We start from the raw sequence: 26,119 nt of genomic DNA on the forward strand, positions 1-26,119 counted from the left end.
TCCTGGCGTCATTTCATTCGGAGAGCCAGCTTGGGTTCGAGCCCTCGAACGCTGACCCGCGTGGTTTCATGGCGTCATTTCATTCGGAGAAGCCAGCCTGGGTTCGAGCCCTCGAACGCTAATCCGCGCGATTTCCTGGGTCATTCCATTCGGGGACGCCAGCCTGGGTACGAGCCCTCGTACGCAAGTCAGCGTGATTTCCTGGCGTCATTTCATTCGGAGAGCCAGCTTGGGTTCGAGCCCTCGAACGCTGACCCGCGTGATTATCTGGCATCATTGTTGGGAATGATCAAGCATAAGTGGGAGGAATAGATGCCTGCGAAGAACATTATGGCTATGCATCTGGGTGAACTTCGATCGCAGTTATTGATCTCAATACAATCGTAAAGAAGCCGCCGCAGACGTGGGTGTAAGAACCTGAACTCTGTGGCATTGGAACGTTTTTATAGGATTGCTACCATTAGTCATCTCCCGATTAAGATATTCGAAAACAAGTGGGCCGCAATCAAAGGCTGTCTTATTCGAGCAAAGCACTGATGAGAATGGGGACTTATAAAACCTTGTGGAACTGAGATCGGAGCAATCCAGGTTCGGCGTTTTCTACATGCTATTGAGTGTGGCTGAGTGACGTGACCGGTTAATGTGCCGGCCCTTCTAAAAATTAAAGGATTACATCTATAGCAATGAAACATTGCCGTGTGGGTATAGAAAATTCTTGTATCATAATAATTCAAAGAACTAAGTTGTAAGGCGCAATGTTGCATGGTTTCAATCAAAAAGTGATTGTTGGGATAGGTAATGTTTTAGTTTGTATTGAAGTTTTGTAAAGAGAGACCTTGTAAATTTAAATGATGTTGTAAATTTTAATACTTTTATAGTCAAGAGGATTTTTTATACTATAAGCTTGTTGTTCCATTAACTTTAGGAAGGCGAAATTCATGAGCGAATTGTTACAGTTTTTAATTGGCGTCTCACCTATTTTGATCATTATGTTCGGGACGCTAATTGCAGCGGGGTATGTTCTTCGGCGTCGAAAAAATGAAAAAAATAAATGACGTAAGTTTTTAGGAAATATTATTATAGCCATGATTAGATAAATTTATTTATTATGAGTAATGTACCTTATATCTTCCTATTCACTGTTGTAGGTCCATTTTAGATTTGGGCTTCGATAAAGCCTACAGTCTGACTCTGACAGTTGAGTTAATGAGTATTTTGAGCTAAATATTTTTGATAATTATTTGCACGAAGTGCTTGATTGAATATGATTTTTAGAGCAGGTTAAAATGCTAAGTTTCTTATTGCACAGGATGGAGTTGCTATAACTGTGTCGCTAAGAACGGTCAAAAACAGCCCGTAACAGAAACGGAGTGTAGAAGCTCAGTGGATATTTTAGCCGCAAGTGATCTTCCTCTGATAACGTTCATTGATGTCGAAGCTTCGGGACTTGAACCTGAGAGCTATCCAATAGAGCTCGGCTGGGCCGACACGCTTGGCAACAGCGATGGATTTCTCGTTCGCCCCCTTGACGACTGGACGCACTGGGATCTCGTGGCAGAGTCTATTCATGGTATCGCTCGTGATGATTTGTTCCAGCGAGGGTTAGGTGTCGTTGATGCCGCGAGAAGGCTGAATGACATGCTCGGCTTTGAAACCGTGTTTTGTGATGCGTTGGATTCAGATCTTTTCTGGATTAGCAGGCTTTTCGATGCCGCAAACATAGAGCCTTCGTTCCAATTAGCTGATTTTCATCAGCTGCATAAATTGCTCAGTAAACAGCACATGTTGTCGCTTCAACACGTCCTTAAAGACCTACCCATACCTCACCGCGCGCAGGCTGATGCTGAGCGTTACGCTAACGCCGTCCTCGCTAGCTACCCAAAAGAAGACCCTCGCTAATATAAGAGCGGTGGATTGTGTTCAACCCCAGCCTCGTTGATGCAATTTTGAGCTAGCCGCTATGTCATTCACCACATCGTTAATGTGGGCGATTGAATAAAAGCAAATGCGAAATAAAAGCCCACTTTGCTAAGGGACTGCCATGTACTGTTAATATTTCTCTGATGACATAGCGATTTTTTGTAAGCCTGTATTCAAGCAGCAAATCCATGACGAAGTCGCTCAAGTAGCGTCACCACGCAGTTGTAACCTGGCGTGGTGGCACTAGCCTGCAAAGCATTTTGCCCACCGAACGCTTTTCGCGGCTTAAGTAGCCAAGTATCTGTTTTTTGTTTGTTACCAAAAATTGATGTCGTAAAGAGTGTCGCCAGAATAGCCCGATAAAGTTTGTCACCCTCACAGGGGGTGAGGGGTTTTCCCTGATTCAATCTATGTTTGAGAGCCCTTTTACTGATGATGCTAAGCTCTACAGCATTCACGCCATAGGCATCGACTCTGTCCATAGCAGACAGAGGGATACCCCGACGGATCAGTAAATCTAAGCTGATGTTGTCACTCGCACCGAGAAGCGCAGCTGCTTTTTTCTCAAGATCACGTCCACAGTCGGTTGCCGATACCATGGGGATTTCCTTATTAATGTGATAACAGAAAAGATAGCAGACTCAGCTTGGTATGGGCTGAGATAGAGCAGCAACAATGGCGTTTGGGTTGGCTATTGGCGAGCAAGCGGTGAATGAGTTACTGGCAGGATAACCTTTTAAGAACGCATCATAATAGCGTTGCTGAGCGATATGCGCTTGGGCAGTAAGCCTAAAACCCATTCGAAGCCTTGTAGAGTGCCGGTAGGTTGCCTTCGGCATCATTGGCACACGCGGTAACCTTTTTAGGTTCACGCCATGATGTACCTACCATCTCTGGAGTGCATGGTCGATTTCAGCAGAAACGTTCATGGCATGTTTTTCCATCGGGGGAGGTCAAAGAATGGCTCAAATAAAGTGCCAGCAATAAGTTACACCACATGGTCGAAAATTTAAGATCACAGCGGGAAGCTAAAGAAAAAAAGATATCTGCCGATCTAGAACAGGATAGGCCAGCTTTCGACCCTGAGCGGTCATTCCGGGCAAAAGCGGCATGCTGATTCATCCGTGTTATGCAGCCGACACGACAATCTATGTTATGTTGCCTATTTATACTTAGTTTCTTTTTATTTCAATGGGATAGGTCGTAAATGAAAGGTGTTATAACCTGATTGAACGCGCTGTCGGGATCATTGAGCTTATTTAGAAGGATGTATAATCACTGTTAGAGGGAGCAACTACAGAGCATTCAATAAGCTAAGTAAATAATTCAAACCTTGAACTGAAGTAATACGGAGAAAAAATAATGAGCGATTATAGGGATTTTCTTGGCGATAGCTACAACGAGGAAAGCGGCGAATTTGATCAACAAAAGGCCAAAAATAAGGCCTTAAACGAAAAAGAAAAATGCAACATCATTATTTGTGGTGCCAGCGGTGTAGGTAAAAGTACTTTAATTAACGCTATTTTTGGTGAGGACGTGGTTAAAGCCGGAGCAGGAAAGCCTGTCACTCAGCATCTTGAAAAAGTTGCCATTCCTGAAAAAGGTATTTGCCTTTGGGATACCAAGGGTATTGAGGCTGCAAACTATCAAGGCACAATGGAATCACTGAAAAAAGAATTCAGCCAAGCCATTGATAACGCCAATGACGACAGCGACATACCCCATATAGGTTGGGTTTGCATTAAAGCTAGCAGTGATCGAGTTGAAGACCGCGATCTCACGTTGATTAGCCTTCTAGCTGAACGCAATATCCCCGCTGTTGTAGTTTTTACTCGTGTTACAGGAAAGACTGAGAGAGAATTTGTTGAAGAAGCTAAGCTTATCATCGACAAAGAGTATAAAAACTTTCTACGCGGAGCTTATGTTTCCGTCAATTCAGTACCCTACGAAATTGATGAAGACATTGTAGTAAAGGTCAAAGGGCTTGAATCGCTGATCGAGGAAACTGAGTCGCGATTTTCTGAAGGCAAGAAATCGGCAAAAAATGCCTTTCGTAAAGCACAACGCTTAAAAATGAAAATGCGCTTTACCGCGATGCAAGAGGGAGCCAGAAAAGTTGTTCACGTTGCTTCCTTTGCAGCGGGAACAGCAGGAGCCTCACCTATTCCAGGTTCAGATGCACCTATCATTGCGGCTATACAAAGCACTATGATCTATAAAATTAATAGCGAGTTCGAATTAGATGCAGATAATTCAAAAATGACATCGGTTTTAACCGGCATTATGGGTGTTACTGCACTGGCACAAGTGGGTAAAGCCGTAGTGTCTAATGGCCTGAAATTCATTCCCGGTGCTGGCACCCTGATCGGTGGCGCAATTTCTGCGGTCACAGCGATTGCTATTACAGAAGCTGTTGGTCATGCCTATATTACAGTATTGGAAAAGTTCTACGACATGGAAACAGGGGACGTCGTTTTTCCAGAGAATTCAGATCGAATTTTATCAGTGTTCAAGGAAGCGTTCAGCTATAAAAAATAACACCCCATCGTTAAGAAATGTCGAGTAGTTTTAGACTCAGTTCGACCATCGCAGCGTCAGAACTGAGTTTTGGCTAATAAACAAGGATAGGTCGCGCGCAGCCGCGACTTAATCCTGTTGTTGGACAAGCCCGGATTCTGAGTTTTCTGCTTATAGAGTAGATATATCGATGGCAGCTATCGACTTAACGAAAATATCAATAAAAACCTTGTACTTAGGTGCTGGTAAAAATATTGCTTAAGTACTCTAACAAACAGCTGCAGCGGATCAATTTACGTTGCGCTCCAATTGCCCGCTGAGCTGCGCGTTATATCAGAGACTCCTAAAAGGCGGCTCCTGGCCGAAATCTGACGGAAATAGCGATCATTCACTTTTACGCCATACCCCGCATGAAGGTTATCGGGCTGATCCAGCTTCCAACGACTGCAGATAGGGCATAAGATCGGCGGCTCGACTAGAAGCCACCAGATATTCGGCAGTTTGAAAATCGAGCACGTCTATAGGCTCTTTATGAAACCAGATCCGAGACAGAGTCGCAGAGCCGTTCGGCAGTCTCCAGTATTTCCGTTGTTTGTTTTTTTGATGCTGGCATCTACCATCAGGTCATTCCTTAGGCTTTGAGGAGAAGCAGCGTCTGCTTTCAGCATTTACGATCACGAGATGCTAATGAAGGAAGCCAGCGTCAGCTGTAAGCGGCTCAGGATAGGACCGTTTCTTGGCCAATAGATGCCTTGATTATGCGGAAAATATTACCAACTACATTGATACTGAATTTTAGTGCACCACTACAATGTACTCAATCAATCAGAGAATGATACGCTCCTGTGAGCGTAAGATAGATGTCTATGCAGTGCGTTTGTTGTCAAATACTTCTGTGTAGAAATTCATAATTCATCTGGTCCAATTTTTTGAAAGCGCTCCTGCCTTTTCCAGTAACAGTTCGATAATCGCTGTCAGCTTGTCTATAAAGAACTTGTAACGTTTCAGGGAATAGCCTCATCTAAGTATCGCCAAAGGAGTAACAGCATCCTGCTGACGTGGGCCTTGTTTAACGAATACCTCCACAGCATCGCGGGTATGATCAGGACGCAAGTGAGCATAGTACTGTATGGTTGTTTGAATATCGGAATGAGCCATTAGCTTAGAAACTGTCAGCAAGTCGATACCAGCCATTACTAACTGGCTGGCGAAATTATGCCGCAAACTGTATAGCAGCAAATCGTCAGGCAGCCCGGCGAGCTTACGTATATTTGCCCACGGCTTTTGCATGGCAGTTTTGTCCATTCGCTTCCCATTGCGCTGCGAAGGAAAAACCAAGCCTGTCTTCGGTTTGCCAAATTGCTGGTGCCAGTCGGCTAGTATATTGAGGGCCGCTGAGGATAGAGGGAAAGTCATTGGCTCGGGGTGATGATGCGCTGTTTTTTCTATCACCTTTCGGATCGTGCCAAAGGTCAGATTGATGTGCTCCCAGCGAAGGCCGGTAATATCGCCGGGCCTAAAGCCGGTGTAATACATGGTCAAAACCCACGGTTTAACATGATCAACATAAACCAAGCTATCCAGGTCGGGCAGGTATGATTTCCCATGAGCGCGACTGCGGCGACGCTGCTCACGCTTCATTTCTTGATAAGCTTCCAAGCCAGTAAATAGTGCTTCAACTTCATTATTTTCAAGATAACGTCGTTGTGACGCTTGCTCAGCCATATCGTCGTCATTCATCGCTGGCTTTTGCAGCTTAATACCCATTAATGGGTTTGCTGGTATTACCTTGCGCTCGGTGGCGTGAATCAACATGGCGTGCATGGCGTCGAAAGAACGCTTGAGACTGCTAAAGGCCAGTGGTTTTTCTTTAGTTTCTTGACGAGCTTGCCAACGTTCAACCTCTGCACGGGTGAGACTACTCATGGGTTTATCTAGCCAGTCAGAAAAATCCTTTTGGATTCGGCGCAAAGTTCCTTTGCCGTCCTTCTTGCGATTCTGGTAAGCAGAGTAGGGGCCATCTAGGTATGCTCGCAGCGTTTGTTCTTGCTGGCGCTGTTCCTCAGCTTTTGCTTCCTCTAGCACCGCACGCGGGTCGCCACCTTGAGCCACGGTAGCTAGAGCTTCAGTAGCATTTTTTCGCGCCTGGGTTGCTGTTAATTTGCCATAACGGCCAATCGTAAGAATGCGTTGTTTACCTGTCTTTGTGCGATAAAACAAGCGGAAGGTTAAACCACGTTTGCCCGGCCTCACATGATAACCAGCCAATTCAGTATCGAAGACGTTATCGCTCGGCGGCTGCTTGGTTAGCTGCTCAAGCGCTGTGCCGGTTAGCTTCATTTTTCCCGTGGTTGTCATGATTGGTCTCTTACTTTCTAGGTAGCAAATAGGTAGCAAAAGCAGAATATAACGGGGTACAGTGGGAAACAACGACAAAACTATGATTCATAATTAATTTATTAATTTTCAATATGTTAATATTGTTTCTTGTTCCTTTTAGTTTCTGCTTAAATATGAGTTAAATGGAATGGGGTTGCAAAGGTCGCAGGTTCGAATCCTGTCACTCCGACCAGTTAAAATTAAAACGCCGCTTACGGGTCATGCCGAGCGGCGTTTTTGTTGTCTGTTAATAAATGCTCAACAAATAAACGATTTGAAAGTTGGTGCTATGCTGAGGTAACTGGTTTTTAGGAGAGAAGCATGGATCGGATATTTGCTTGGGATGATCATCAAAGTAGGGTGGTATATCGTATTCCTGGTCATACCCATAAAGATGGGCGTGAAGATAGCGATTTATCCCCAGTATGGCTGCCAGCTGATGAGTCTGAACTGCCTGAGGGGGTAAGTGTTGAAGACTTGCGCAAAGTGACCGTTAAGCAATAGGTTTTTAAAAAGCACTGGTGCTTGGTAAAATCATAACCAGTGCTTTTGCTAGTTACAGCAAACGAAGAAAATTATGGCTCTTCAGACGTTATTATATCCAGTATTTTGATTTCGTAATGATCATCATTAACGGAAACCACTTTGAATACAACATCCCTTGAAACCGGGTGTTGTTCATCACGAGTATCCATTAGGCCGTAATATTCTCTTTTGTCACCTACTGACAGGTCTTCTTCAATATCGGTTTTAGGAAGTGTCAGTATGTCGTCAATCATTATGGACATGGCTTTTCTCCTTGGTTTCCTTCAATTCCCATTATCAATAAGACCCCCCGGATAGTTGTTGGTTTCCTTAATGAAATGGGGTAAGCAAGACAATCACTTACTTTAATAGTTATTAATAATAGTAAAAAATAGATAATGATTAGCAGGCAATTAATGTAAAACCCCCATTAGCAAAAAACTGGCGGCTATAAATAATAATCCTGCTAAAAAATACTATTCTTTTGCTTCATGATCTGCCAAAGCAGCAGCAACGGCTTCTTCCCACTGGCCTTCAGAAATTTCCCAGTGTTCAATTTGTGAATGATCGGGTGGGCCTTCTGCAGCGGCTCGAAGATCTTCAGCCGAATGGCTTTCATAGCAGTGTTTGGCAAACGCTTTAGCCTTTCCATCACGTAGCTGGTCAATCATTGACATGGCTTTTCCCTCTCTTTGGTCGCTGAATGCATATCGGCAGATAGTTATCTGATATTGCGAGTGCCATGAGCGTACTCGCAACTCCTTTAAACACTTTTCAGTGTAGCGGGTTTGCATTTTTTTGCTTGTATCGCTTGAGTTTATAAATATCTAGGTGAGTAGTGCATCAGTAATGATCTTGAGCGATATACCGGCAAGCAGCAGCATAATCAGATTATCGAACCAGTGATGAGGCAAGCGCTTTCCTAAGCGTGAACCAAGAGGCATCGTAAGTAAAATGATCAAGAGTGCCACAATGCTGAATAACGAGCGTTGCATGGTAAGGATGCCTGTGCTCAGCAGGGCCGGAATCTGAACACAGGTAATCGCGACAAAAAAAACGGAAATGGAGGCAATGAACACAGGCCTTTCCAGACGCATTGCATTCAAAAATGTGATGGAAGCGGGAGCCGACATGCCCGCCGCACCTTGTAAAATACCCCCCAGAAAACCGACAGGAATAACAATACGCGAGGCGGTAGCGTAGGAAAGCGTAAATTGGCGATTGGTAAGTTTGATCATCAGATAAATGATGATCGCTCCCGCAACGCCTAACGACAGTAGTTCAGGTGATAAAACGACTAAGCCCCATGTGCCGACAATAATGCCGAGCGCACCTGCTAGTGAAAAAGTAATCAAAAACCGGGTGGGTAAAAGATGACGGCGATACTGCCATATTTGAACGATATTGCTAAAAAGATTAGGCGCCACCAGGACGGCGATCGCCAATTTAACGTCATAAAGCATAGTGAGTACTGGAATCACCAGTACCGGTACGCCAGAGCCAATGGCACCTTTAACAATGCCAGCGGCTAAAAGAGTAAATAGGGCGATCAGTAGCATCGTATTTCCAGCAGTGAATGTAGGGCAGCCGCTTTTGCGGCTGCCCACTATCAGCTTTTAGCTATACAAACTTACTTTAGCACGTAGCAGGGCGTGTAAGGCTGGCCATCCAGTTTCATGCGGCCCTGCGCGACAAAAGAACTAAGCAATTCATCCAGCCGCTGCATAAGAAGAGGCTCAGCAGTCAGTACAAAGGGGCCGTGGGCTTCGATTGCCCTAATGCCCTGCTCCTTAACGTTACCCGCAACGATACCCGAGAACGCGCGACGAAGGTTGGCGGCTAGTTCGTGCTTGGGTTGCTGGCGATGAAGGGCGAGCCCACGCATGGCCTCATGAGTAGGTTCGAAAGGCGCCTGAAATTCACGCGCAATCGTTAAACGCCAGTTGTAGTAGAAGGCATCCTGCTGATGGCGGCGGAATTCTCTGATTGTATTGATCCCTTCGCGCATCTTGCGGGCCACTGCCACCGGATCACCGGTAATGATGGTGTAGTATTGACGAATCTCTTCACCCAGGGTATATACCAGAAATTCATCTATTTTTTGAAAATAAGCCGCTGAATCCGCCGGGCCGGTAAAAATAAGGGGGAACGGAATCTCGCTATTGCCCGGGTGCAGAAGGATGCCTAGCAGGTAGAGAATTTCCTCGGCTGTGCCGACCCCGCCTGGAAACACAATAATGCCATGGCCCAGGCGTACAAACGCTTCCAGGCGTTTTTCAATATCGGGCATTACCACCAGTTCATTGACGATTGGATTGGGTGCTTCTGCTGCAATAATTCCGGGTTCAGAGATTCCCAAATAGCGGCCATCTTTTCGGCGCTGTTTGGCATGGGCTACATTGGCACCCTTCATAGGACCTTTCATCGCGCCGGGGCCGCAGCCGGTGCAAATATCCAGATCGCGTAGCCCAAGGTGATAGCCAACGTCCTTGGAGTACTCGTACTCTTCGCGCGAAATAGAGTGGCCGCCCCAGCACACAACAAGGCTTGGGTCCCGGCCTGGTTTTAAGGTGCCGGCTTTACGCAAGATATGGAAAACGGCGTTAGTCGTGCCTTCACCCGTGTTCAGATCAAACCGGTTATGCTGCTGGATTTCGTTATAGACGTAGACGATATCGCGAATGATCGAAGAGAGGTGCTCGCGAATGCCCCGGATCATTTGTCCATCAACAAACGCTTCTGCCGGAGCGTTAGTAAGCTTTAAACGAATGCCTCTATCCTGCTGCAAGACTTCAATATCGAAATCTTTATAGGCTTCAAGGATAGCGACACTATCATCGGTTGGTCTGCCACAATTTAAGACGGCAAGAGCGCAGCGGCGCAATAGATCGTGCAAACCATTTTGCGAGGTGCTTTGCAGGCGATTAACTTCATGCTGGGATAACACTTCCAGGCTCCCTTCGGGAGAAATTATGCTGGAAATAGTCGCGTAAGGCTGAATGGTTTGAGTCATTAGTCCGTCGTTTCCTGGTCGTTTTAGCATCTATTGGCATACTACCACGCCCGTGCAGGTGGTACAGCGCGCGCCAGTGCTTACTACATCTGTGCTACCCTATAGCCAAATTGAGCATATACGGTGGCAAGTAAAGATGGCGTTTTATCATGTTTAATGCGCTCTATTTTAGAACCTTTATTACGTTAGTAGAGACCGGTAGTTTTACGCGAACGGCACAGCGCTTGGAGATGACTCAACCAGGGGTCAGCCAACACGTACGTAAATTGGAAAACTATCTCGATAAAACGCTGCTTGAACGTAAAGGGCGGAGTTTTACCCTGACCGAATCCGGACGTCGTGCTTACGATTACGCCCTGAAGTTATTTGCCGAGCATGAACAGTTTCGCCATGGGTTAGATGATGACTCACTGGATAGCGGCGAGTGCCGGATTGCCTCGCCAGGCAGTGTAGGACTCATGTTTTATCCGTTTATTTTAGGGCAGCAACAGATGCACCCTAATTTAACTGTCAATTACAGCTTTGCATTTAATCATGAAATCGTGAATGACTTACTGGAAGGGCGCTACGATATAGGTATTGTTACTGAAGCGGTTAGTCATCCTGACCTTACCTGTACGTTATGGCATAAAGAGCCGCTTTGTCTGGTAGTGCCCGCCGATTTTGCCGGTAATACGCTTTCCGATTTAATGGGGATCGGCTTTCTCAACTATTACGATGGCATTAACCATGCCAATACCTTGTTGAGGACCAATTATCCTAGCGAGTTTCGATCCATGACACACTTTCGCTATCAGGGGTTTACCAACGAAGTCAGCATGGTGCTCGATGCAGTTGCCCGTGGATTAGGATTCACGGTGGTATCGCTGCTGGTATTGGAAACGTCACCCTGGCAGCGGCAGGTAAAGGCATTAACCCTTCCGCATGCGGTGAATGAAGAGCTGTACCTGTTACGTCGCCGCGATTCGGTGTTGCCCAAGCGTTATGAAAAGCTGCTGGATGGATTCTGTAAACAGCGTATACAGGAACGAACGCCCCTGATACCCGAATAATCGGGTATCAGGGGTTAGGCTACTCGAAAAGGGCCAGGCAATTAACGACGATATTCGTCAATGCTTGGGCACGAGCAGATCAGCTGACGATCGCCAAATACGTTATCGACCCGATTAACCGCTGGCCAGTATTTGGCAGCCGCCACGGCTTCGCTTGGGAACGCACCCAGCTGCCTGTCATAGGGTCGATCCCAGTGGCTATCCATAATATCAGCCTGGGTATGAGGGGCATTTACCAGTGGGTTATTCTCAAGCGTCCATTCGCCTTTTTCAATACGCGTGATTTCGCCACGGATGGCGATCATCGCATCGCAGAACCGGTCGATCTCATAAAGTGATTCGGATTCGGTTGGCTCAATCATCAACGTTCCCGGTACCGGGAACGACATGGTCGGCGCATGGAATCCGTAATCCATCAGGCGCTTGGCAATGTCTTCTTCACTAATCCCTGAAGTAGCCTTGAGTGGGCGAATATCAATGATGCACTCATGGGCCACCTGGCCATTGGTACCGCGGTACAAGATGGGGTAGGCATCTTCCAGGCGCTTGGCAATGTAATTAGCGTTCAAGATAGCCAGCTGAGTAGCTTCACGCAGCCCACGTGCGCCCATCATTTTAATGTAGGCCCAAGAGATGGGCAGAATGGAAGCGCTGCCAAACGCGGCTGCGGAAACGGCTCCGCTTTCAGGGTTAACGCCATTGATTGGTGTCACGACGTGGTTGGATACATAGGGCGCCAAGTGCGCTTTTACGCCGATAGGTCCCATGCCCGGACCGCCGCCGCCGTGCGGAATGCAGAAGGTCTTGTGCAGGTTAAGGTGTGATACATCACCACCAAAATCACCGGGGCGGGTTAGGCCTACCTGGGCATTCATATTGGCACCATCTACATATACCTGGGCACCGTGCTGATGAACGATTTCGCATACCTTGCGTACCTGGGACTCAAATACGCCATGGGTAGACGGATAAGTAATCATGATCGCTGAAAGCTTGTCGCTGTGCTCGGCAGCTTTCGCAATAAGATCCTCGACATCAATATTGCCGTGCTGGTCACACTCCACCACGATGACTTCCATGCCTACCATGGCAGCTGTTGCCGGGTTGGTGCCATGCGCCGAGCTTGGGATCAGACACACATTACGATGCGCTTCACCCTGGGCTGCCTGATAGCGGCGAATTGCCAGCAAGCCGGCGTATTCACCTTGTGCTCCCGAGTTTGGCTGCATGGAAATATGGTCATAGCCGGTAATTTCCACCAGAAACGCAGCGAGTTCATCGATCATCTGATGGTAGCCCGCTACCTGATCGCGAGGCGCAAACGGGTGCAGGTGAGCAAATGCAGGCCAGGAAACGGGAATCATCTCACTGGTAGCGTTGAGTTTCATGGTGCATGAGCCTAGCGGAATCATTGCATGAGCAAGCGATAGGTCCTTATTCTCCAGGCGTTTAAGATAGCGCAGCATTTCGGTTTCGCTGCGGTAGCGGTTGAACGTCGGGTGATTCAGAAAGTCGCTGTCACGCTGGCAGGCGTTAGGAATGCCGGTTGTACCGTTAGCGACGATCTGCTCATCCAGCGCTGCCACTGAAAGGCCGTGCTCGTCAGCCAAGAGCACATCAAAGAGCGTGGCGACATCGTGTGCGGTGGTAGTCTCATCAAGGCTGATACCTACATCGCCATTGGCGAAGTAGTGCAGGTTGATATCGTGCGTCATGGCACGGCCATGAATCTTACCTGCGTCGATCTCGGTGAGGCGCAGCGTATCAAACCAACTGTCATGTACCAGCTTAACGCCTGCCTGGAGCAAGCCTTCCGACAGTACAGTAGTCAACCTGTGCACGCGGCCAGCAATTTTACGCAGCCCCTCAGCGCCATGATAGGTTGCGTAGAAACCTGCAATATTCGCTAATAGCGCCTGGGCCGTGCAGATGTTGGAAGTGGCCTTTTCCCGACGAATGTGCTGTTCGCGGGTTTGCATGGCCATGCGCAGCGCCGTATTGCCCCTGCTATCTTTTGAAACGCCGATAATCCGGCCAGGGATAGAGCGCTTGAGCTTGTCAGAAGTCGCGAAGAAGGCGGCGTGGGGGCCTCCGAACCCCATGGGGACACCAAAGCGCTGAGAGTTGCCTACCACAATATCGGCACCCAAAGCACCCGGTTCTTTAAGCAGTACCAGGCTAAGTAAATCAGATGCCACACAGGTCATGATATTACGTTCGGCCGCAGCACTTAAAAGCGGCGCCAAATCGCGGACTTCACCGCTGGCGGATGGGTATTGCAAAAGGGCGCCAAATACATCGTGATCAGCCAGCGTGTCTGCCGGCCCGCTAATCAGTTCGAACCCGAAAAACTCAGCGCGGGTTTTTACCACATCCAGGGTTTGCGGGAAGATATCATCGGCAACAAAAAAAGCGTTGGATTTGCTCTTCTTATTGCCGCGCTTACATAGCGCCATGGCTTCAGCCGCAGCCGTGGCCTCATCCAGCAGGGAGGCGTTGGCAAGCTCCATGCCGGTTAAATCCATGATGACCTGCTGAAAGTTCAGCAGACCTTCTAAACGGCCTTGGGAAATTTCCGGTTGATAGGGGGTATATGCGGTGTACCAGCCTGGGTTCTCAAGCACGTTACGTTGAATGACAGCAGGCATATGCGTGCCGTAATACCCTTGGCCAATATAGCTCTTGGCTACGCGGTTCTGACGAGCCAATTGGCTCAAGTACTCAAGTGCTTCTGCTTCGCTACGGGGCTCATCCAGATTAAGTTCACGTTCCAGGCGTATATCACTAGGTACGGTTTGCTCAATCAGGTCTTCCATGCGCTTCATGTTAAGCGCTTTCAACATGGTCTCCACATCAGTGGTATCAGGACCATTGTGACGTTTGATAAAAGCATCGTGGTCGGCCAGTTCGGCCAAACGGCGTGTTTCAAAAGGCATGGGAGCATTCCGAGCTTGAAAAAGAAACTTGGCAGGAGCGTAAAATGCACAGCCTGCCGATGAAGGCAGGCTGTGTTGAAATTCTTAGTCGTCAGCGTTTATCGTGGCCTGGTAGGCATCGGCATCAAGCAGGCTATCCAGGTTGTTGTCGGTAAGACGCACTTTCATGATCCAACCGCCTTTATAAGGCGCATCGTTAACTGTTTCAGGCGAGTCTTCCAGCGCTTCATTGACTTCAATGACTTCGCCGTTAACTGGCGAGTATAGATCCGAGGCCGCTTTAACCGATTCAATTACCCCGAATTCCTTACCCTGAGTAAGGGTTTGGCCCACCTCAGGCAGCTCAACGAAAACCACATCGCCAAGGGCTTCTTGCGCGTGGTCGGTAATACCCACACTCACCGTACCATCTTGATGATCAAGTACCCATTCATGGCTTTTAGCGTAGCGAAGATTAGCAGGAAGGTTGCTCATGGTGATTCCCTATATGAAACAAGTGTCTGGACATGTGGATACTAGCGCGTGTCGCTCGCCTTGGCGACCACTAGCGTGCCAGTTAACAGGCATGTTTGGATGCATGTTAACGTGTTTCTCATCGGAAACAAATTTCTCCATGGCGAAATCATGCCACTAATAAGGAATTATGCTGAAAGCTGTATTGCCCGAACGCTATACCGGCTATGCATTTACCCTTCAGAAATGCTATTAGCATAGAAGAGCACCAACCAAATGGTGTAAAACATAAAAGTGTTTCGCCTTGGCATTTAAAAGTTGCCTTTGCAGGCCACGCAGAGAGCGGGATATAACCGTCACTGTGTGAATTTGGTAGACAAAATAAGGATGAATGTCGGCACGTTGTCCGTCAAACACCTACAAAAAGTAGACTGATAGGGTTAAGGAGAAGTTTGTGGAAACATTAAATAGCCTCTTTGGAGCAATCAACGGGATAGTGTGGGGCCCGTTGATGCTTTTATTGCTGCTAGGTGTGGGGGTCTATCTGCAAATTGGCCTGAAACTGATGCCGATCAGAAAGCTCGGCATGGGTTTCAAGCTAATGTGGCAAGGGCGTGATGCCAAACCGAGCCAGAAGCCTGTCGCTGATAAGGCAGCAGACGAAGGAGAGATATCTCCCTTTAACGCGCTGATGACGGCGCTCTCCGCTACCATTGGTACCGGTAATATTGCCGGTGTGGCGACCGCAATCGCCTTAGGTGGCCCGGGCGCCGTATTCTGGATGTGGATTACCGCGCTTGTAGGCATGGCGACCAAGTTTTCAGAAGCAGTGTTAGCCGTACGCTACCGTGAAACCGACGCCACGGGTTACCACGTAGGTGGCCCCATGTTTTACATCAAAAATGGGCTGGGTAAAAAATGGCTCTGGCTTGCCGGGCTGTTCTCGTTTTTTGGTGCCGTGGCTGCGTTTGGGATCGGTAACACCGTGCAATCGAACTCGGTTGCCGATGCCATGGATGCCACCTTTGGTGTACCTCACTGGCTAACCGGCGTAGTCATCATGGTGTTGGCGGGTGCGGTCATTCTTGGCGGCATCAAGCGTATTGCCAAAGTAGCTGGCAAACTAGTACCCATCATGGGGATCGCCTACGTCATTGCAGGCCTCTTGGTGCTGGTTGTTAACGCAGGTCAGATAGGCGAGGCCTTTGGGCTGATTTTCTACTACGCCTTCAACCCGATGGCAGCCGCCGGTGGTTTTGCGGGCGCAGCTGTCATGGCCGCTATTCGCTTTGGTGTGGCGCGCGGTATTTTCTCAAATGAAGCGGGGCTGGGCAGTGCGCCTATTGCTCATGCGGCAGCTCGAACCAAAAACCCTGTGCGCCAAGGGCTGATTGCCATGTTGGGCACTTTCATTGACACCATCATCGTTTGTACCATCACTGCGCTGGTTATTTTAACCTCGACGGTATGGCAAACGGGTGAAGAGGGTGCCTCGTTGACCGCGCTCTCTTTTGATCAGGCATTACCCGGCTTTGGTAACCCGATTGTGGCTATTGCTCTGGCGGTCTTTGCGTTCACCACTATTTTAGGATGGTCATTTTACGGCGAGAAGTGCTTCCAGTTCCTGTTTGGAACGCGATCCATCATGCTGTATCGCGTGCTGTTCGTATTGGCCATCCCTCTGGGGGCTATTGCCCAACTCGGCTTTATCTGGCTAATGGCGGATACCTTTAATGCCATGATGGCCATCCCCAACCTGATTGCATTGGCGCTGCTCTCACCTGTGGTGTTCAAGCTTACCAAGGACTATTTTTCTGGTAAGGACGTTTTGCCGGGAGAAGAGTTGAACCATGACAAGTAAGTAGCGCCTGGTGCTTGGCAGACTGACGTTTACGCATTAACTGAATCGGGAAGCCAGGCTTCCCGATTCGCGTTTCAATCAAGGAATTAGCATGAATGATTTAAAGCATACGCCGCTGCATGCATTGCACCTTAAACTGGGCGCTAAAATGGTGCCGTTTGCCGGGTACGACATGCCCGTACAGTACCTGTTAGGGGTAAAAAAGGAGCATGAGCATACGCGCCAGCAGTGTGGGCTATTTGACGTATCGCACATGGGCCAGATCCTGGTGTCAGGTCCGGATACGGCCAGCGCGCTGGAAACGCTGATACCTGCCGATTTAGTGGGTCTGCAAGAGGGTGAGCAGCGCTACGGACTGTTTACCAGCACGGAAGGCGGCATCATTGATGATTTGATGGTCGTTAACGCCGGCGATCACTTTTATCTGGTTGTGAACGCAGCCTGCAAGGACCAGGATTTAGCTCACTTGCGTACCAACTTGGGCTCGACCCACAAGATTGAGCCAGTAGAGCGTGGACTTCTGGCATTGCAAGGCCCTCAGGCGCATGTCGTCATGCAGCGGCTTTGCCCTGAAGCGTGCACGCTGGTATTCATGAAGCATAAGCGTTTTAGCATTGCCGGTTTTGACGTATGGGTTAGCCGTAGCGGCTATACCGGAGAGGATGGGTTCGAGATTTCCGTGGCGGCCGAAGATTGTGAAGCGTTTGCGCAGCGGCTGCTTGCTGAGCAGGAAGTAGAGGCTATTGGGTTAGGCGCCCGCGACTCGCTACGCCTGGAAGCCGGCCTATGCCTCTACGGTCACGATATGGATACTGCCACAACGCCGGTTGAGGCCGGTTTGATCTGGGCAATTGGTAAGCCTCGCCGCCACGGTGGTGAGAGGCCGGCTGGCTTTCCAGGCGCAGACTTGATCCTTCACCAGGTTGATGCGAAAGACCATTCGCGCAAGCGCGTTGGGTTACAGGCAGAAGGCCGGGCGCCAATTCGTGAGGGCGCTATTTTGTTGGATGAAGCCGGTAACCAAATAGGTGAGGTGACTTCTGGCACTTTTGGACCTAGCGTGGGCAAACCGGTGGCCATGGGTTATGTAAGCCGCGACTGTGAAGCTCCCGGGACTACCGTTTTTGCTGAGGTCCGTGGGAAAAACCTGCCCATGACCGTAACGGCAATGCCCTTTATCCAGCCAGGCTACTACCGCGGCTAAAGCGCCTTATTAACTCTTAAGTAAAAAAAGCCCCTGTGTAAGGGGCTTTTTTATATTGAGGGCTTAAATGAACTAGCGGAGCGCCTGCCGCGGGTCAATGGGTTTGCCACCCTGGCGTAAATCAAACAACAGATCGTAACGCTGGCTGGCGCTGCTTTGGCCTACTTCACACAGTTCATCGCCGGTTTTCACCTGTTGTCCAACCGAGACAAGCGGACGTGTGCACATGGCGTACACCGTCTGCAGGTTATCGGCATGATGCACGATCACGACTTCCCCTAGCTGACGCATTCCGCTTGCAAAGCGTACTTCGCCGGGCGCTACTGCCAAGGCACGAGCTCCCGCCTGTGTGGCAAGTAGCATGGGTTGGAGTGTTCCACGGCTATCGGCGCCAAAGCGACGCACAATGCGGTAATCCTCTAGCGGCCAAGGCCAACGGCGTGCTGACGCCGGCAAAGAGGTCGGGGTGGGCGCTGGCGCCGCCGGGCGGCTGTTACTGGCAGTGCTGCTTGAAGGTGATGAGCTACCTCCTGAAGAAGCGCTACGCGGCGCGTTGCTCGAAAGCGGAACGCTAACTACCTGGCCAACTCTTAATGCCGTGGGCGACGTGCCGGGGTTAGCGCTTTGAATACGTCCACTAGTAGTACCGAAATGGCGTGCCACACTTGAGTAGGTATCGCCCGCACGTATTTGGTACCGATACGGCCCGCCCGAAGGTGCGCGCTCCTGCTGGGTGGGGATCAACAGGCGTTGACCAACCGCTAAGCGTCTGGCATTTACGCCGGGATTGAAACGCTCCAGACGCTCCAGAGGAACATTGGCACGGTTAGCCAATTTGCCAAGCGTATCGCCACGCTGCACCTCTACCCAGTTACCATTAAGCTGGATAGCGCTATGGGTAGGAATCGCATTGGCGCGCTGGCTTGATGAGGGCGAGGAGCCCGCACATCCTGTTAATAGACTGATTAATAAGCAGGCACCAAGCCAACCGGCTAATCGTGATCGGTTTGGTTGTCCAACAGGGCATCTTTTTCCTGCCAGAGTGAATTGATCCATGCGTGGAAGCGTTCCTTATGCTGCTTTTCTTCGTGGTAGTTGGATTCGTACATCCACTGGGGAATGGCCAGCTGCTTGGCGTGAAGCGTAATAGGCGCTTCCTGACCACATAAAAATCCCCAAAAGGTCGGCGACGGATTAGCGTAGCTGATCGTTACGTCTAGAATACCATTCAATTGATCGCCTAGCAGGCTAAGAACTTGTGCAATGCCTCCCGCCTTGGGTCGCATCAGGTGCTGATAAGGACTTAGCTGCGCGTCGCGTTTGGCGGGCGTAAATCGGGTGCCTTCAACAAAGTTGAAAATAGCAATGGGCGCCTGGCGAGCCTGCCGACACATCCGTTCGGTGGACTGGCGGTCAATCGTTGCAAGCTTAGGGTTAGCGGTAATTTGGTCGCGACTAAAACGCCGCATAAAAGGGAATTCAAGCGCCCAAAAGGCAAGTCCAACAATCGGAATCCAGATCAATTGCCGTTTGAGGAAAAAGCGCGGCATGGGAACCCGGCGATGTACGGCCATCAATAGAATGAATATATCGGTCCAGCTACGATGATTGGAAATCACCAGCCACCACTGATCAGGGCTTAAGGAGTCTGGTACCGAATACTGTACCTGCGGTCTCAGCCAACGCTTCATCCACCACAAATTGACGCCTATCCAGTTCAGCGCCACGGCACATAAAGCGTTTAAAATTCGAAGCCTATAACGCTGAACGGGGGTAATGACCTTTAATAGGGTCAATACAATGAGCGGAACACCCCAAAAAAGCGTGTTAAGCGTAAGCAGCAAGACGCTGATCATGCCCTTGAAAGTAGCCATGCCTCTACCTTAAAAAAATCAATAGTAATGAATGCTAAAGGATCAATCCCATACTGCCCAGCACTGCGCTGAAAAAGCCCTTGCTTGACGACCCAAGTAGCGAGGAGGTTAGGCTAGAAGCCTTGTCTACAGCTATTTATACATACCCAGCCGGCAGGCCATTACCGTCAGACATATGCGTAATTGCTTTATGGCCATAAAAAGTCTTCTATTAAGCTACTAAAATAGATCCATAAGAAAAACCAACTTAGCAAATAAATTGTTAATAAGATCCCTTGAACCAACAACTAGACGAGGCATAACAATGGCAGGATTTGATAAGCGTGTTGCTTCCTATGCAGAAGCGATGGAAGGCATTGAAGACGGAATGACCGTACTTGCGGGTGGTTTCGGGCTGTGTGGAATTCCTGAGAACCTGATAGCGGAAATAAAACGTCGGGGGGTTAAAAACCTGACGGTCGCTTCCAATAACTGTGGTGTCGATGGATTTGGCCTGGGCGTACTGCTTGAAGATCGGCAAATAAGCAGGATATTCGCTTCGTATGTTGGCGAAAATGCGCTCTTTGAACAACAAATGCTCAATGACGAAATAGAGGTCATTCTTACCCCCCAAGGCACCCTTGCCGAAAAAATGCGTGCGGGCGGCGCCGGTATTCCCGCCTTCTACACGGCAACGGGCTACGGCACTCCCATTGGCGAAGGCAAAGAGGTACGCGAATTTAATGGCCGCCACTATATTCTGGAAGAGGCGCTGGTAGGCGATTTTGCCATTGTGAAAGGCTGGAAAGCGGACCGCTATGGTAACGTGGTGTATCGCCATACGGCACAGAACTTCAACCCCCTAGCCGCCACGGCCGGAAAAATTACCGTTGTTGAAGTTGAGGAAATCGTCGAGCCAGGCGAGCTTGAGCCCAGCCAGATCCATACGCCGGGTATTTATGTTGATCGTATCATTCAGGGCACGTTTGAGAAGCGCATCGAAAAGCGCACCGTGCATGGTTAACCCTTTTGTCGATCAGTGGCTTGCTTATTTTTAAGCTCATTTTTTTAACGCTCACTTTTAATATTCAACAATGAGGTTGTCACCATGGCTTTAACACGTGAACAGATGGCGCAGCGCGTGGCGCGTGAACTTGAAGATGGATTTTATGTGAATCTGGGGATCGGGATTCCTACATTAGTGGCCAACTACGTCCCCAAAGGCATTGACGTGATGCTCCAATCCGAGAACGGGCTATTGGGCATGGGACGCTTTCCGACGGAAGAGGAGCTGGATGCCGATATGATCAACGCTGGCAAGCAGACGGTAACAGCCCGCCCGGGAGCCGCCATTTTTTCGTCCGCTGAATCCTTTGCCATGATTCGTGGTGGGCACGTTGATTTAACCGTGCTGGGGGCTTTTGAAGTTGACCAGGAGGGGAATATTGCCTCATGGATGGTGCCCGGTAAGTTGATCAAGGGTATGGGGGGCGCCATGGACCTGGTGGCGGGCGCTGAAAACATCATATGCACCATGACACATGCTTCCAAGCACGGTGAATCCAAACTGCTTGAAAAGTGTACGCTGCCGCTGACAGGTGCTGGATGCATAAATCGCGTGCTTACCGATCTTGCCTACCTTGAGATCAAGGACGGTGCCTTTGTTCTCAAGGAGCGCGCACCCGGGGTAAGCGTGGAAGAAATTATCGAGAAAACGGCAGGCAAACTTGTGATACCAGACCACGTGCCTGAAATGACATTTGTCGAAGAGTAAGCCTGATAGTCGTAGGCGGCGCAGGCGGGCCGCCTATGCTATCTCACAGCGTGTATGCGCTGGCAGCAATATCTCTGCGATTCGCTCCTTGCCTGCTTCCATCTGCTTTTGAGTAAGTGCCAGTCCTCCTAGGCACAGACGATGCTCATCACCTTCACTGAAAACCACTCTTTGCGGCGTGGCAGGATAAAAACAGTGCTCTATAAGCGGTGACAGTGAAAAAACACCGTTCTGGGCCTCTTTTAATCCCGGCATGCCCGTCTTGTTTAACTGACTATCAAGTGTTGCCAAACAGTTGCCCAGCGCTGCACAGTCATAACCAGCATGATGTAGACGGGGTCCCATGACCGCTAACCAAGCGGCAAGCGGGTGCGCCTGCTGAAGCTGTTGGTATAGCGCCCATGACGGCATTGGCCAAGGGCGGCCCCTGCATAGCAGGTTATGTCCCTTACAGTCCTGCGGGTGAGACTGCATGACCAGCTGGGTAAGTGCTTCCCGAAGCAATTTCGAGAGCGTACCAAGCTGAAGTTCGGCCAGTACCAGCCAGCTGCCGCCATCGTTAGGCGCAAGAAGATAAATGAGCAGCCCTTTATCCGCCATGGCGTAGTGCGCGATATGGCGATACCCCATATGCGCCAGCCTGCTATTCAGGTTGAGTGCAGAAAACGCGCCGTAATTAAGCGTCACCAGCGTTAAATACTCGGCGTTTGAGGATAAAGGCCAGAGCCGTAAGGCGCCTATGTCCGGGTGGGCGTGGACGTAATCCAGCCACAGCTGCTGTACGAATTCATCACGTTGCATGATGGAAACCTCGCCGCCTATACAAGCATGTCAGAAGTGAATGATTGTTAATTGCTTAGTATAGGCAGGAGAAGTGTAGTCCGGTTCAACGACTATAAACGGCAGATTTAACGCTGAATATGACTTAGCGAGAAAGTAATTTCTTGTCACGTACAAATTGATCAAACTCGGTAAACCCGCCTACGTGAACCTGGTCAACAAATACCTGAGGAACCGTATGTATGGGTTTGCCGGCCGTTTTGGCAATATCTTCTTTGGTGACTCCCTCAGAGGGCATGTCTACATAGCGGTAGCCTTCAATCTTATCTGCTGACTCCAAATGCTTAGCAAGCTGTATTGCGCGTACACAAAAGGGGCACGTCATCCTGCCAAAAATAACTACAAACATATGCAAGCTCCCGACCTTGGAAATTTAAAATCATTTTTTAAGCAATACTGAAATAAAGACGCTGACGTTATTGTGACGTAGCTAAATCATTTTCGCCAATAGGAGCGAGTAATCGTCCCTATTGAGCATTATTGCCAGAAGTACGCAGCATGTTCGCCGTGCCCCTATACTAAGGGGGATTCTTGCTGAGCGGTTTTTACTGACTTTAAAGGAGAGCTGAATGACGTCTCAAACAGGTTCAACCCCCCGTGTTGCCCTTGTGACAGGTACCAGCAGCGGTATTGGCGCAGCCGTGGTCGAGTATTTTTGCGAGCAGGGATATCAGGTGCTGGCTGTTGATTTTAACGCAGCGGGAAAAGCGGTTGCCGATGCGGCAGGTGCTGCATTTTTTCAAGCCGACTTGACCGACCCACAGGCGTGTCGGGATGCTGTGAATGATGCCGTAAGACGTTTTGGAAGCGTAGATATTCTGGTTAACAATGCCGGTATTCAGCATGTCGCGGCTATTGAAGATTTTCCCGAGGAAAAGTGGCGCAATATTATTGATCTGATGCTGACAGCCCCTTTCCTGTTGAGTCAGGCCGTTTGGCCCTATATGCGTAAGGCCGGGTGGGGTCGCATTATCAACATTGCCTCCATTCATGCCCAGGTCGCCTCACCGGGCAAATCGGCCTACGTGAGTGCCAAGCATGGCTTGATCGGTCTTACCAAAACGGCAGCACTTGAAGGGGGCGAGCAGGGTATTACTGCAAATACCATCTGCCCGGCCTATGTAAAAACGCCGCTGGTCGATAACCAGATTGCCGACCAAGCAAAGCTTAACGGTATGGATGAGCAAGAAGTGATTGAAAAAATCATGCTCAAGAACGCGGCTATCAAGCGCTTGATTGAACCCTCTGAAGTCGCCCAGATGGTGGCTTATCTGGCTTCTGATGTGGCCGGTGGCGTTACCGGGTCAAGCTGGAATATCGATTTAGGCTGGACCGCTCACTAATCACCTGGTGACTGCAATGCATGGTGGCACTGAAGTTAACGCCGTACGGGACGTTTTTGCAGTTTGCGCTGTAGCGTACGGCGATGCATGCCGAGGGCACGGGCTGTCGCGGATATGTTGCCATCATGCTCCTGAAGCACCTTCTGTATATGCTCCCAGGTAATACGATTGATAGACGGCGGGTTGTCGGCAAGCTCAACATTGGGGTCGCCTTCCTGCTGTTCAAACGAGGCAATGATATCGTCAGCATCAGCGGGTTTGCACAGGTAGTTGGCCGCCCCAAGCTTCATGGCTTCAACGGCAGTGGCAATGCTTGAATAGCCTGTCAGAACCACAATACGGCAGGTGGGCACGGCGGCCAGCAGTTCCGGTAGTAGTTTTAAACCCGAGCTGTGTTCAAGCTTGAGATCAAGGGTCGCCATGGTGGGCTGAAACTGTGCAGCGACTGCCAGCGCCTGGTCTGCATCATGGGCCGTCATGACTTCAAAACCGCGACGGGTAAAAGCACGGCTCAGCACGTGGCAGAACATCTCATCATCATCAATTATTAGCAGGCGCTGATCGGTCGTTTGCATGATGTCCTCTATGTAATTGCATAAACGCTGTAGCGGGCGTTTTAATTGGGGGCCGAGCTACGGGGAAGCGTTACTTCTGTCAGGGTGCCGCCTTCTGGATGATTATACAGGCTGACGCCTCCACCAAAGCGGTTGATCGTGGCATGGGTCAAGAATAGCCCGATCCCCATTCCTTTACTCTTGGTCGAAATAAACGTGTCACCTAACTGATCCGCTATGGACATGGCAATGCCCGGGCCATGATCACGAATATCAATGACCACGCTATCTTCCTGCCAGTCAAGGCGAATGGAAATACGCTCAGGGTTGGCGTCGGCAGCATTGTTCAGCAGATTCATTAGCGCCTGATCAAGCGTGGTATCCACCGCCAGCCAGGGCTTGGAACGTTTTTCGGCGATATCCAATTGATGGCTGACGTCCGGGCGTAATACCAGCCAGCGTTGCACGACCCCGGTTAGCCACTCTTGGGCATCCAGTATTTCCGGCTCGGCCATGCGGCGCCGGTCTGAGCTGGTTACCAGATGTTGAAGGCGTGACTTGCAGATATCCACCTGCTGGCGTAGTAGACGAATATCCTGTTGTAGCGGGCTGTCGTCAGAGACTTCTGCCTGCATTTCCTTCAAAAGCACCGCCATGGTGGAAAGCGGGGTACCCAGCTCATGAGCGGTGCCGGCTGCCTGAGTGGCAACGGCCAGTACTTGTTCATTACGCAGCGCCGCTTCTCGGGTGCGTGAAAGCGCTTTATCGCGGCTGCGTAGCGCATAGGCCATCTTGTAGATAAAAAAGGTGACCAAACCCGCAGAGAGCCCGAAGTTAAGCCACATGCCCATGACGTGCAGATTAAGTATTTCATCGCTATTGATGTGTGCCAGCTGAGGGACAGGATGGTAATAAAACATGAGAAAGCTGTAGCCCGCCATGGCACAGACGGCACATACCCAGGCGTGGCGCCACGGCAACGTCGCCGCTGCAATCGTTACCGGCACCAAATAGTAGGTAATAAAGGGGTTGGTCGAACCTCCGGAGAAATAAAACACAAGGGTCAGGCCTGCGATATCAGCCAATAAGTGCAGCAGGTACTCAATATGCTCCACCGCTCGCGGGCGACCTAAACGCCACCATGTAGCAATATTCAATAAGCCCATTGCGATCACGACACTGACGACTGCTGTAACGGGTAAGTCAAAGGCCAGTAACTCAACACCCACCACAATCGCGATCAGAAACCCGGTCCAGGTAATGCCGCGGACGATGGTAAGGCGAACAAGGTTGCGATTAGGGGTTGAAAGCGGAAGCGGCAGGGCGGACTGCATGGTCTACCTATTTATGGGATGTTTTAATGCTGTGAATGATAGATTTGATAAGCAGGGTCATGACATAGGTCATCCAGCCTGCGGAGGCCATGAGATTGAACAGCAGCATCTTGGGTGGCAGCCAGGCACTGCCAAAGGTGGCTTCCACCATGATATGGAAGAACATGGCCAAGAGCAGGGGCAGTGCCAAAATATGAATCCACATGTCGGTGCGCCGCTTGCGAATATGATAGCGGCGCAGCAGATAGCGCATGGGCTTGTGCGCCCAGCTGAATAGCACCAGGGCGCCCACAATAAACAGCGTTGCCAGGGTAGGTTCGGTGCTACCGGTATGCACCGAAATTGAGATTGACCACGCCAGCCCTAACCATACCAAGCCCTCTATGCTGGCAATAATATCCGCATAGCGTCGCACGTTTTGCATAAACAATTGGACCCTGAACCTGTAAAAGTGCCGCCATAATACGATACTTGGCTTATGGAGTGACACCAATGCGTGGATTTCTCCGCTAGCCGTATCGCGTATACTGTGCCGGTGTTTCCTCTTTCCAACCAGCTTAG

Annotated in this window: 24 protein-coding genes; 9 read left to right on the top strand and 15 right to left on the bottom strand. The window is 49.6% G+C overall.

Annotated features, from left to right (window positions below; all coding sequences use genetic code 11):
* The first annotated feature begins 1,383 nt into the window (after positions 1-1,383).
* Entirely contained in the window at positions 1,384-1,899 is a 516-nt protein-coding gene (locus ELY25_RS08440; protein ID WP_126950845.1) for a hypothetical protein, read from the top strand.
* A gap of 194 nt (positions 1,900-2,093) precedes the next feature.
* Here ELY25_RS08440 and ELY25_RS08445 read toward each other — a convergent pair whose 3' ends face one another.
* A complete protein-coding gene (locus ELY25_RS08445) occupies positions 2,094-2,519 on the bottom strand; it encodes an antitoxin Xre/MbcA/ParS toxin-binding domain-containing protein (protein WP_126950846.1) in 426 nt (141 codons plus the stop codon).
* Positions 2,520-3,282: 763 nt separating this feature from the next.
* Between ELY25_RS08445 and ELY25_RS08450 the strand changes: the two genes are divergently transcribed.
* Positions 3,283-4,458 carry a YcjF family protein gene (locus tag ELY25_RS08450; protein WP_126950847.1) on the top strand — a complete coding sequence of 392 codons (1,176 nt, stop codon included), beginning with the start codon at positions 3,283-3,285 and terminating at the stop codon, positions 4,456-4,458.
* 996 nt (positions 4,459-5,454) lie between these two features.
* Here ELY25_RS08450 and ELY25_RS08455 read toward each other — a convergent pair.
* The gene (locus tag ELY25_RS08455) at positions 5,455-6,795 is read right to left on the bottom strand and encodes a site-specific integrase (RefSeq protein ID WP_126950848.1); all 1,341 of its coding nucleotides are present in this window, start codon (positions 6,793-6,795) and stop codon (positions 5,455-5,457) included.
* Between the two features lie 342 nt (positions 6,796-7,137).
* On the opposite strand from ELY25_RS08455, the gene ELY25_RS08460 reads away from it, so the two are divergent.
* A complete protein-coding gene (locus ELY25_RS08460; protein WP_126950849.1) occupies positions 7,138-7,320 on the top strand; it encodes a hypothetical protein in 183 nt (60 codons plus the stop codon).
* 71 nt (positions 7,321-7,391) lie between these two features.
* On the opposite strand, the gene ELY25_RS08465 is transcribed toward ELY25_RS08460, so the two are convergent.
* From ELY25_RS08465 to ppnN, 4 genes are all read right to left on the bottom strand, one after another.
* Complete coding sequence (locus tag ELY25_RS08465; protein ID WP_126950850.1) at positions 7,392-7,604, bottom strand: hypothetical protein; 213 nt, start codon at positions 7,602-7,604, stop codon at positions 7,392-7,394.
* Positions 7,605-7,817: 213 nt separating this feature from the next.
* A complete protein-coding gene (locus tag ELY25_RS08470; RefSeq protein WP_126950851.1) occupies positions 7,818-8,018 on the bottom strand; it encodes a hypothetical protein in 201 nt (66 codons plus the stop codon).
* A 150-nt stretch (positions 8,019-8,168) separates the two neighbouring features.
* Positions 8,169-8,948 (bottom strand): sulfite exporter TauE/SafE family protein, encoded by a 780-nt coding sequence (locus ELY25_RS08475; protein WP_236995682.1) that lies wholly within the window; start codon positions 8,946-8,948, stop codon positions 8,169-8,171.
* Between the two features lie 23 nt (positions 8,949-8,971).
* A complete protein-coding gene (gene ppnN, locus ELY25_RS08480; protein WP_126950853.1) occupies positions 8,972-10,354 on the bottom strand; it encodes a nucleotide 5'-monophosphate nucleosidase PpnN in 1,383 nt (460 codons plus the stop codon).
* A gap of 149 nt (positions 10,355-10,503) precedes the next feature.
* Between ppnN and ELY25_RS08485 the strand changes: the two genes are divergently transcribed.
* Complete coding sequence (locus ELY25_RS08485) at positions 10,504-11,406, top strand: LysR family transcriptional regulator (RefSeq protein ID WP_126950854.1); 903 nt, start codon at positions 10,504-10,506, stop codon at positions 11,404-11,406.
* Positions 11,407-11,447: 41 nt separating this feature from the next.
* Here ELY25_RS08485 and gcvP read toward each other — a convergent pair whose 3' ends face one another.
* Positions 11,448-14,342, bottom strand: a complete 2,895-nt coding sequence (gene gcvP / locus ELY25_RS08490) for an aminomethyl-transferring glycine dehydrogenase (protein ID WP_126950855.1) — start codon at positions 14,340-14,342, stop codon at positions 11,448-11,450.
* Positions 14,343-14,426: 84 nt separating this feature from the next.
* Positions 14,427-14,816: a glycine cleavage system protein GcvH gene (gene gcvH, locus ELY25_RS08495; protein WP_126950856.1), complete on the bottom strand. Its 390-nt coding sequence runs from the start codon at positions 14,814-14,816 to the stop codon at positions 14,427-14,429.
* A gap of 433 nt (positions 14,817-15,249) precedes the next feature.
* Here gcvH and ELY25_RS08500 point away from each other — a divergent pair, with 433 nt between their 5' ends.
* Positions 15,250-16,656: an alanine/glycine:cation symporter family protein gene (locus ELY25_RS08500; protein WP_126950857.1), complete on the top strand. Its 1,407-nt coding sequence runs from the start codon at positions 15,250-15,252 to the stop codon at positions 16,654-16,656.
* A 91-nt stretch (positions 16,657-16,747) separates the two neighbouring features.
* Positions 16,748-17,860 carry a glycine cleavage system aminomethyltransferase GcvT gene (gene gcvT, locus ELY25_RS08505; RefSeq protein ID WP_126950858.1) on the top strand — a complete coding sequence of 371 codons (1,113 nt, stop codon included), beginning with the start codon at positions 16,748-16,750 and terminating at the stop codon, positions 17,858-17,860.
* A 72-nt stretch (positions 17,861-17,932) separates the two neighbouring features.
* Here the strand turns inward: gcvT and ELY25_RS08510 are convergent, their stop codons facing one another.
* Both ELY25_RS08510 and ELY25_RS08515 read right to left on the bottom strand, forming a co-directional pair.
* On the bottom strand, positions 17,933-18,916 hold the full coding sequence (locus tag ELY25_RS08510; RefSeq protein ID WP_236995683.1) for a M23 family metallopeptidase: 984 nt from the start codon (positions 18,914-18,916) through the stop codon (positions 17,933-17,935).
* A complete protein-coding gene (locus ELY25_RS08515) occupies positions 18,853-19,734 on the bottom strand; it encodes an acyltransferase (protein ID WP_126950859.1) in 882 nt (293 codons plus the stop codon). The genes ELY25_RS08510 and ELY25_RS08515 overlap by 64 nt, the downstream gene beginning before the upstream one ends.
* A 304-nt stretch (positions 19,735-20,038) precedes the next feature.
* Here ELY25_RS08515 and ELY25_RS08520 point away from each other — a divergent pair, with 304 nt between their 5' ends.
* Entirely contained in the window at positions 20,039-20,737 is a 699-nt protein-coding gene (locus ELY25_RS08520; protein ID WP_126950860.1) for a CoA transferase subunit A, read from the top strand.
* Positions 20,738-20,821: 84 nt separating this feature from the next.
* Positions 20,822-21,487, top strand: a complete 666-nt coding sequence (locus tag ELY25_RS08525; protein WP_126950861.1) for a CoA transferase subunit B — start codon at positions 20,822-20,824, stop codon at positions 21,485-21,487.
* A gap of 33 nt (positions 21,488-21,520) precedes the next feature.
* Here ELY25_RS08525 and ELY25_RS08530 read toward each other — a convergent pair whose 3' ends face one another.
* Together ELY25_RS08530 and ELY25_RS08535 are read right to left on the bottom strand one after the other, a co-directional pair.
* Positions 21,521-22,288, bottom strand: a complete 768-nt coding sequence (locus tag ELY25_RS08530; RefSeq protein ID WP_126950862.1) for a VOC family protein — start codon at positions 22,286-22,288, stop codon at positions 21,521-21,523.
* 124 nt (positions 22,289-22,412) lie between these two features.
* Entirely contained in the window at positions 22,413-22,676 is a 264-nt protein-coding gene (locus tag ELY25_RS08535; protein WP_126950863.1) for a GrxA family glutaredoxin, read from the bottom strand.
* A gap of 220 nt (positions 22,677-22,896) precedes the next feature.
* Between ELY25_RS08535 and ELY25_RS08540 the strand changes: the two genes are divergently transcribed.
* The gene (locus ELY25_RS08540) at positions 22,897-23,670 is read left to right on the top strand and encodes a 3-hydroxybutyrate dehydrogenase (protein ID WP_126950864.1); all 774 of its coding nucleotides are present in this window, start codon (positions 22,897-22,899) and stop codon (positions 23,668-23,670) included.
* 35 nt (positions 23,671-23,705) lie between these two features.
* Here ELY25_RS08540 and ELY25_RS08545 read toward each other — a convergent pair whose 3' ends face one another.
* The 3 genes from ELY25_RS08545 to ELY25_RS08555 are packed head-to-tail and all read right to left on the bottom strand — an operon-like array spanning position 23,706 to position 25,982.
* The gene (locus tag ELY25_RS08545) at positions 23,706-24,245 is read right to left on the bottom strand and encodes a response regulator transcription factor (RefSeq protein ID WP_126950865.1); all 540 of its coding nucleotides are present in this window, start codon (positions 24,243-24,245) and stop codon (positions 23,706-23,708) included.
* A gap of 41 nt (positions 24,246-24,286) precedes the next feature.
* The gene (locus tag ELY25_RS08550) at positions 24,287-25,558 is read right to left on the bottom strand and encodes an ATP-binding protein (RefSeq protein ID WP_126950866.1); all 1,272 of its coding nucleotides are present in this window, start codon (positions 25,556-25,558) and stop codon (positions 24,287-24,289) included.
* 7 nt (positions 25,559-25,565) lie between these two features.
* Positions 25,566-25,982: a hypothetical protein gene (locus ELY25_RS08555; RefSeq protein WP_126950867.1), complete on the bottom strand. Its 417-nt coding sequence runs from the start codon at positions 25,980-25,982 to the stop codon at positions 25,566-25,568.
* Positions 25,983-26,119 lie beyond the last annotated feature (137 nt).

Source organism: Vreelandella populi (assembly GCF_003989825.1).
GTDB classification, from domain to species: domain Bacteria; phylum Pseudomonadota; class Gammaproteobacteria; order Pseudomonadales; family Halomonadaceae; genus Vreelandella; species Vreelandella populi.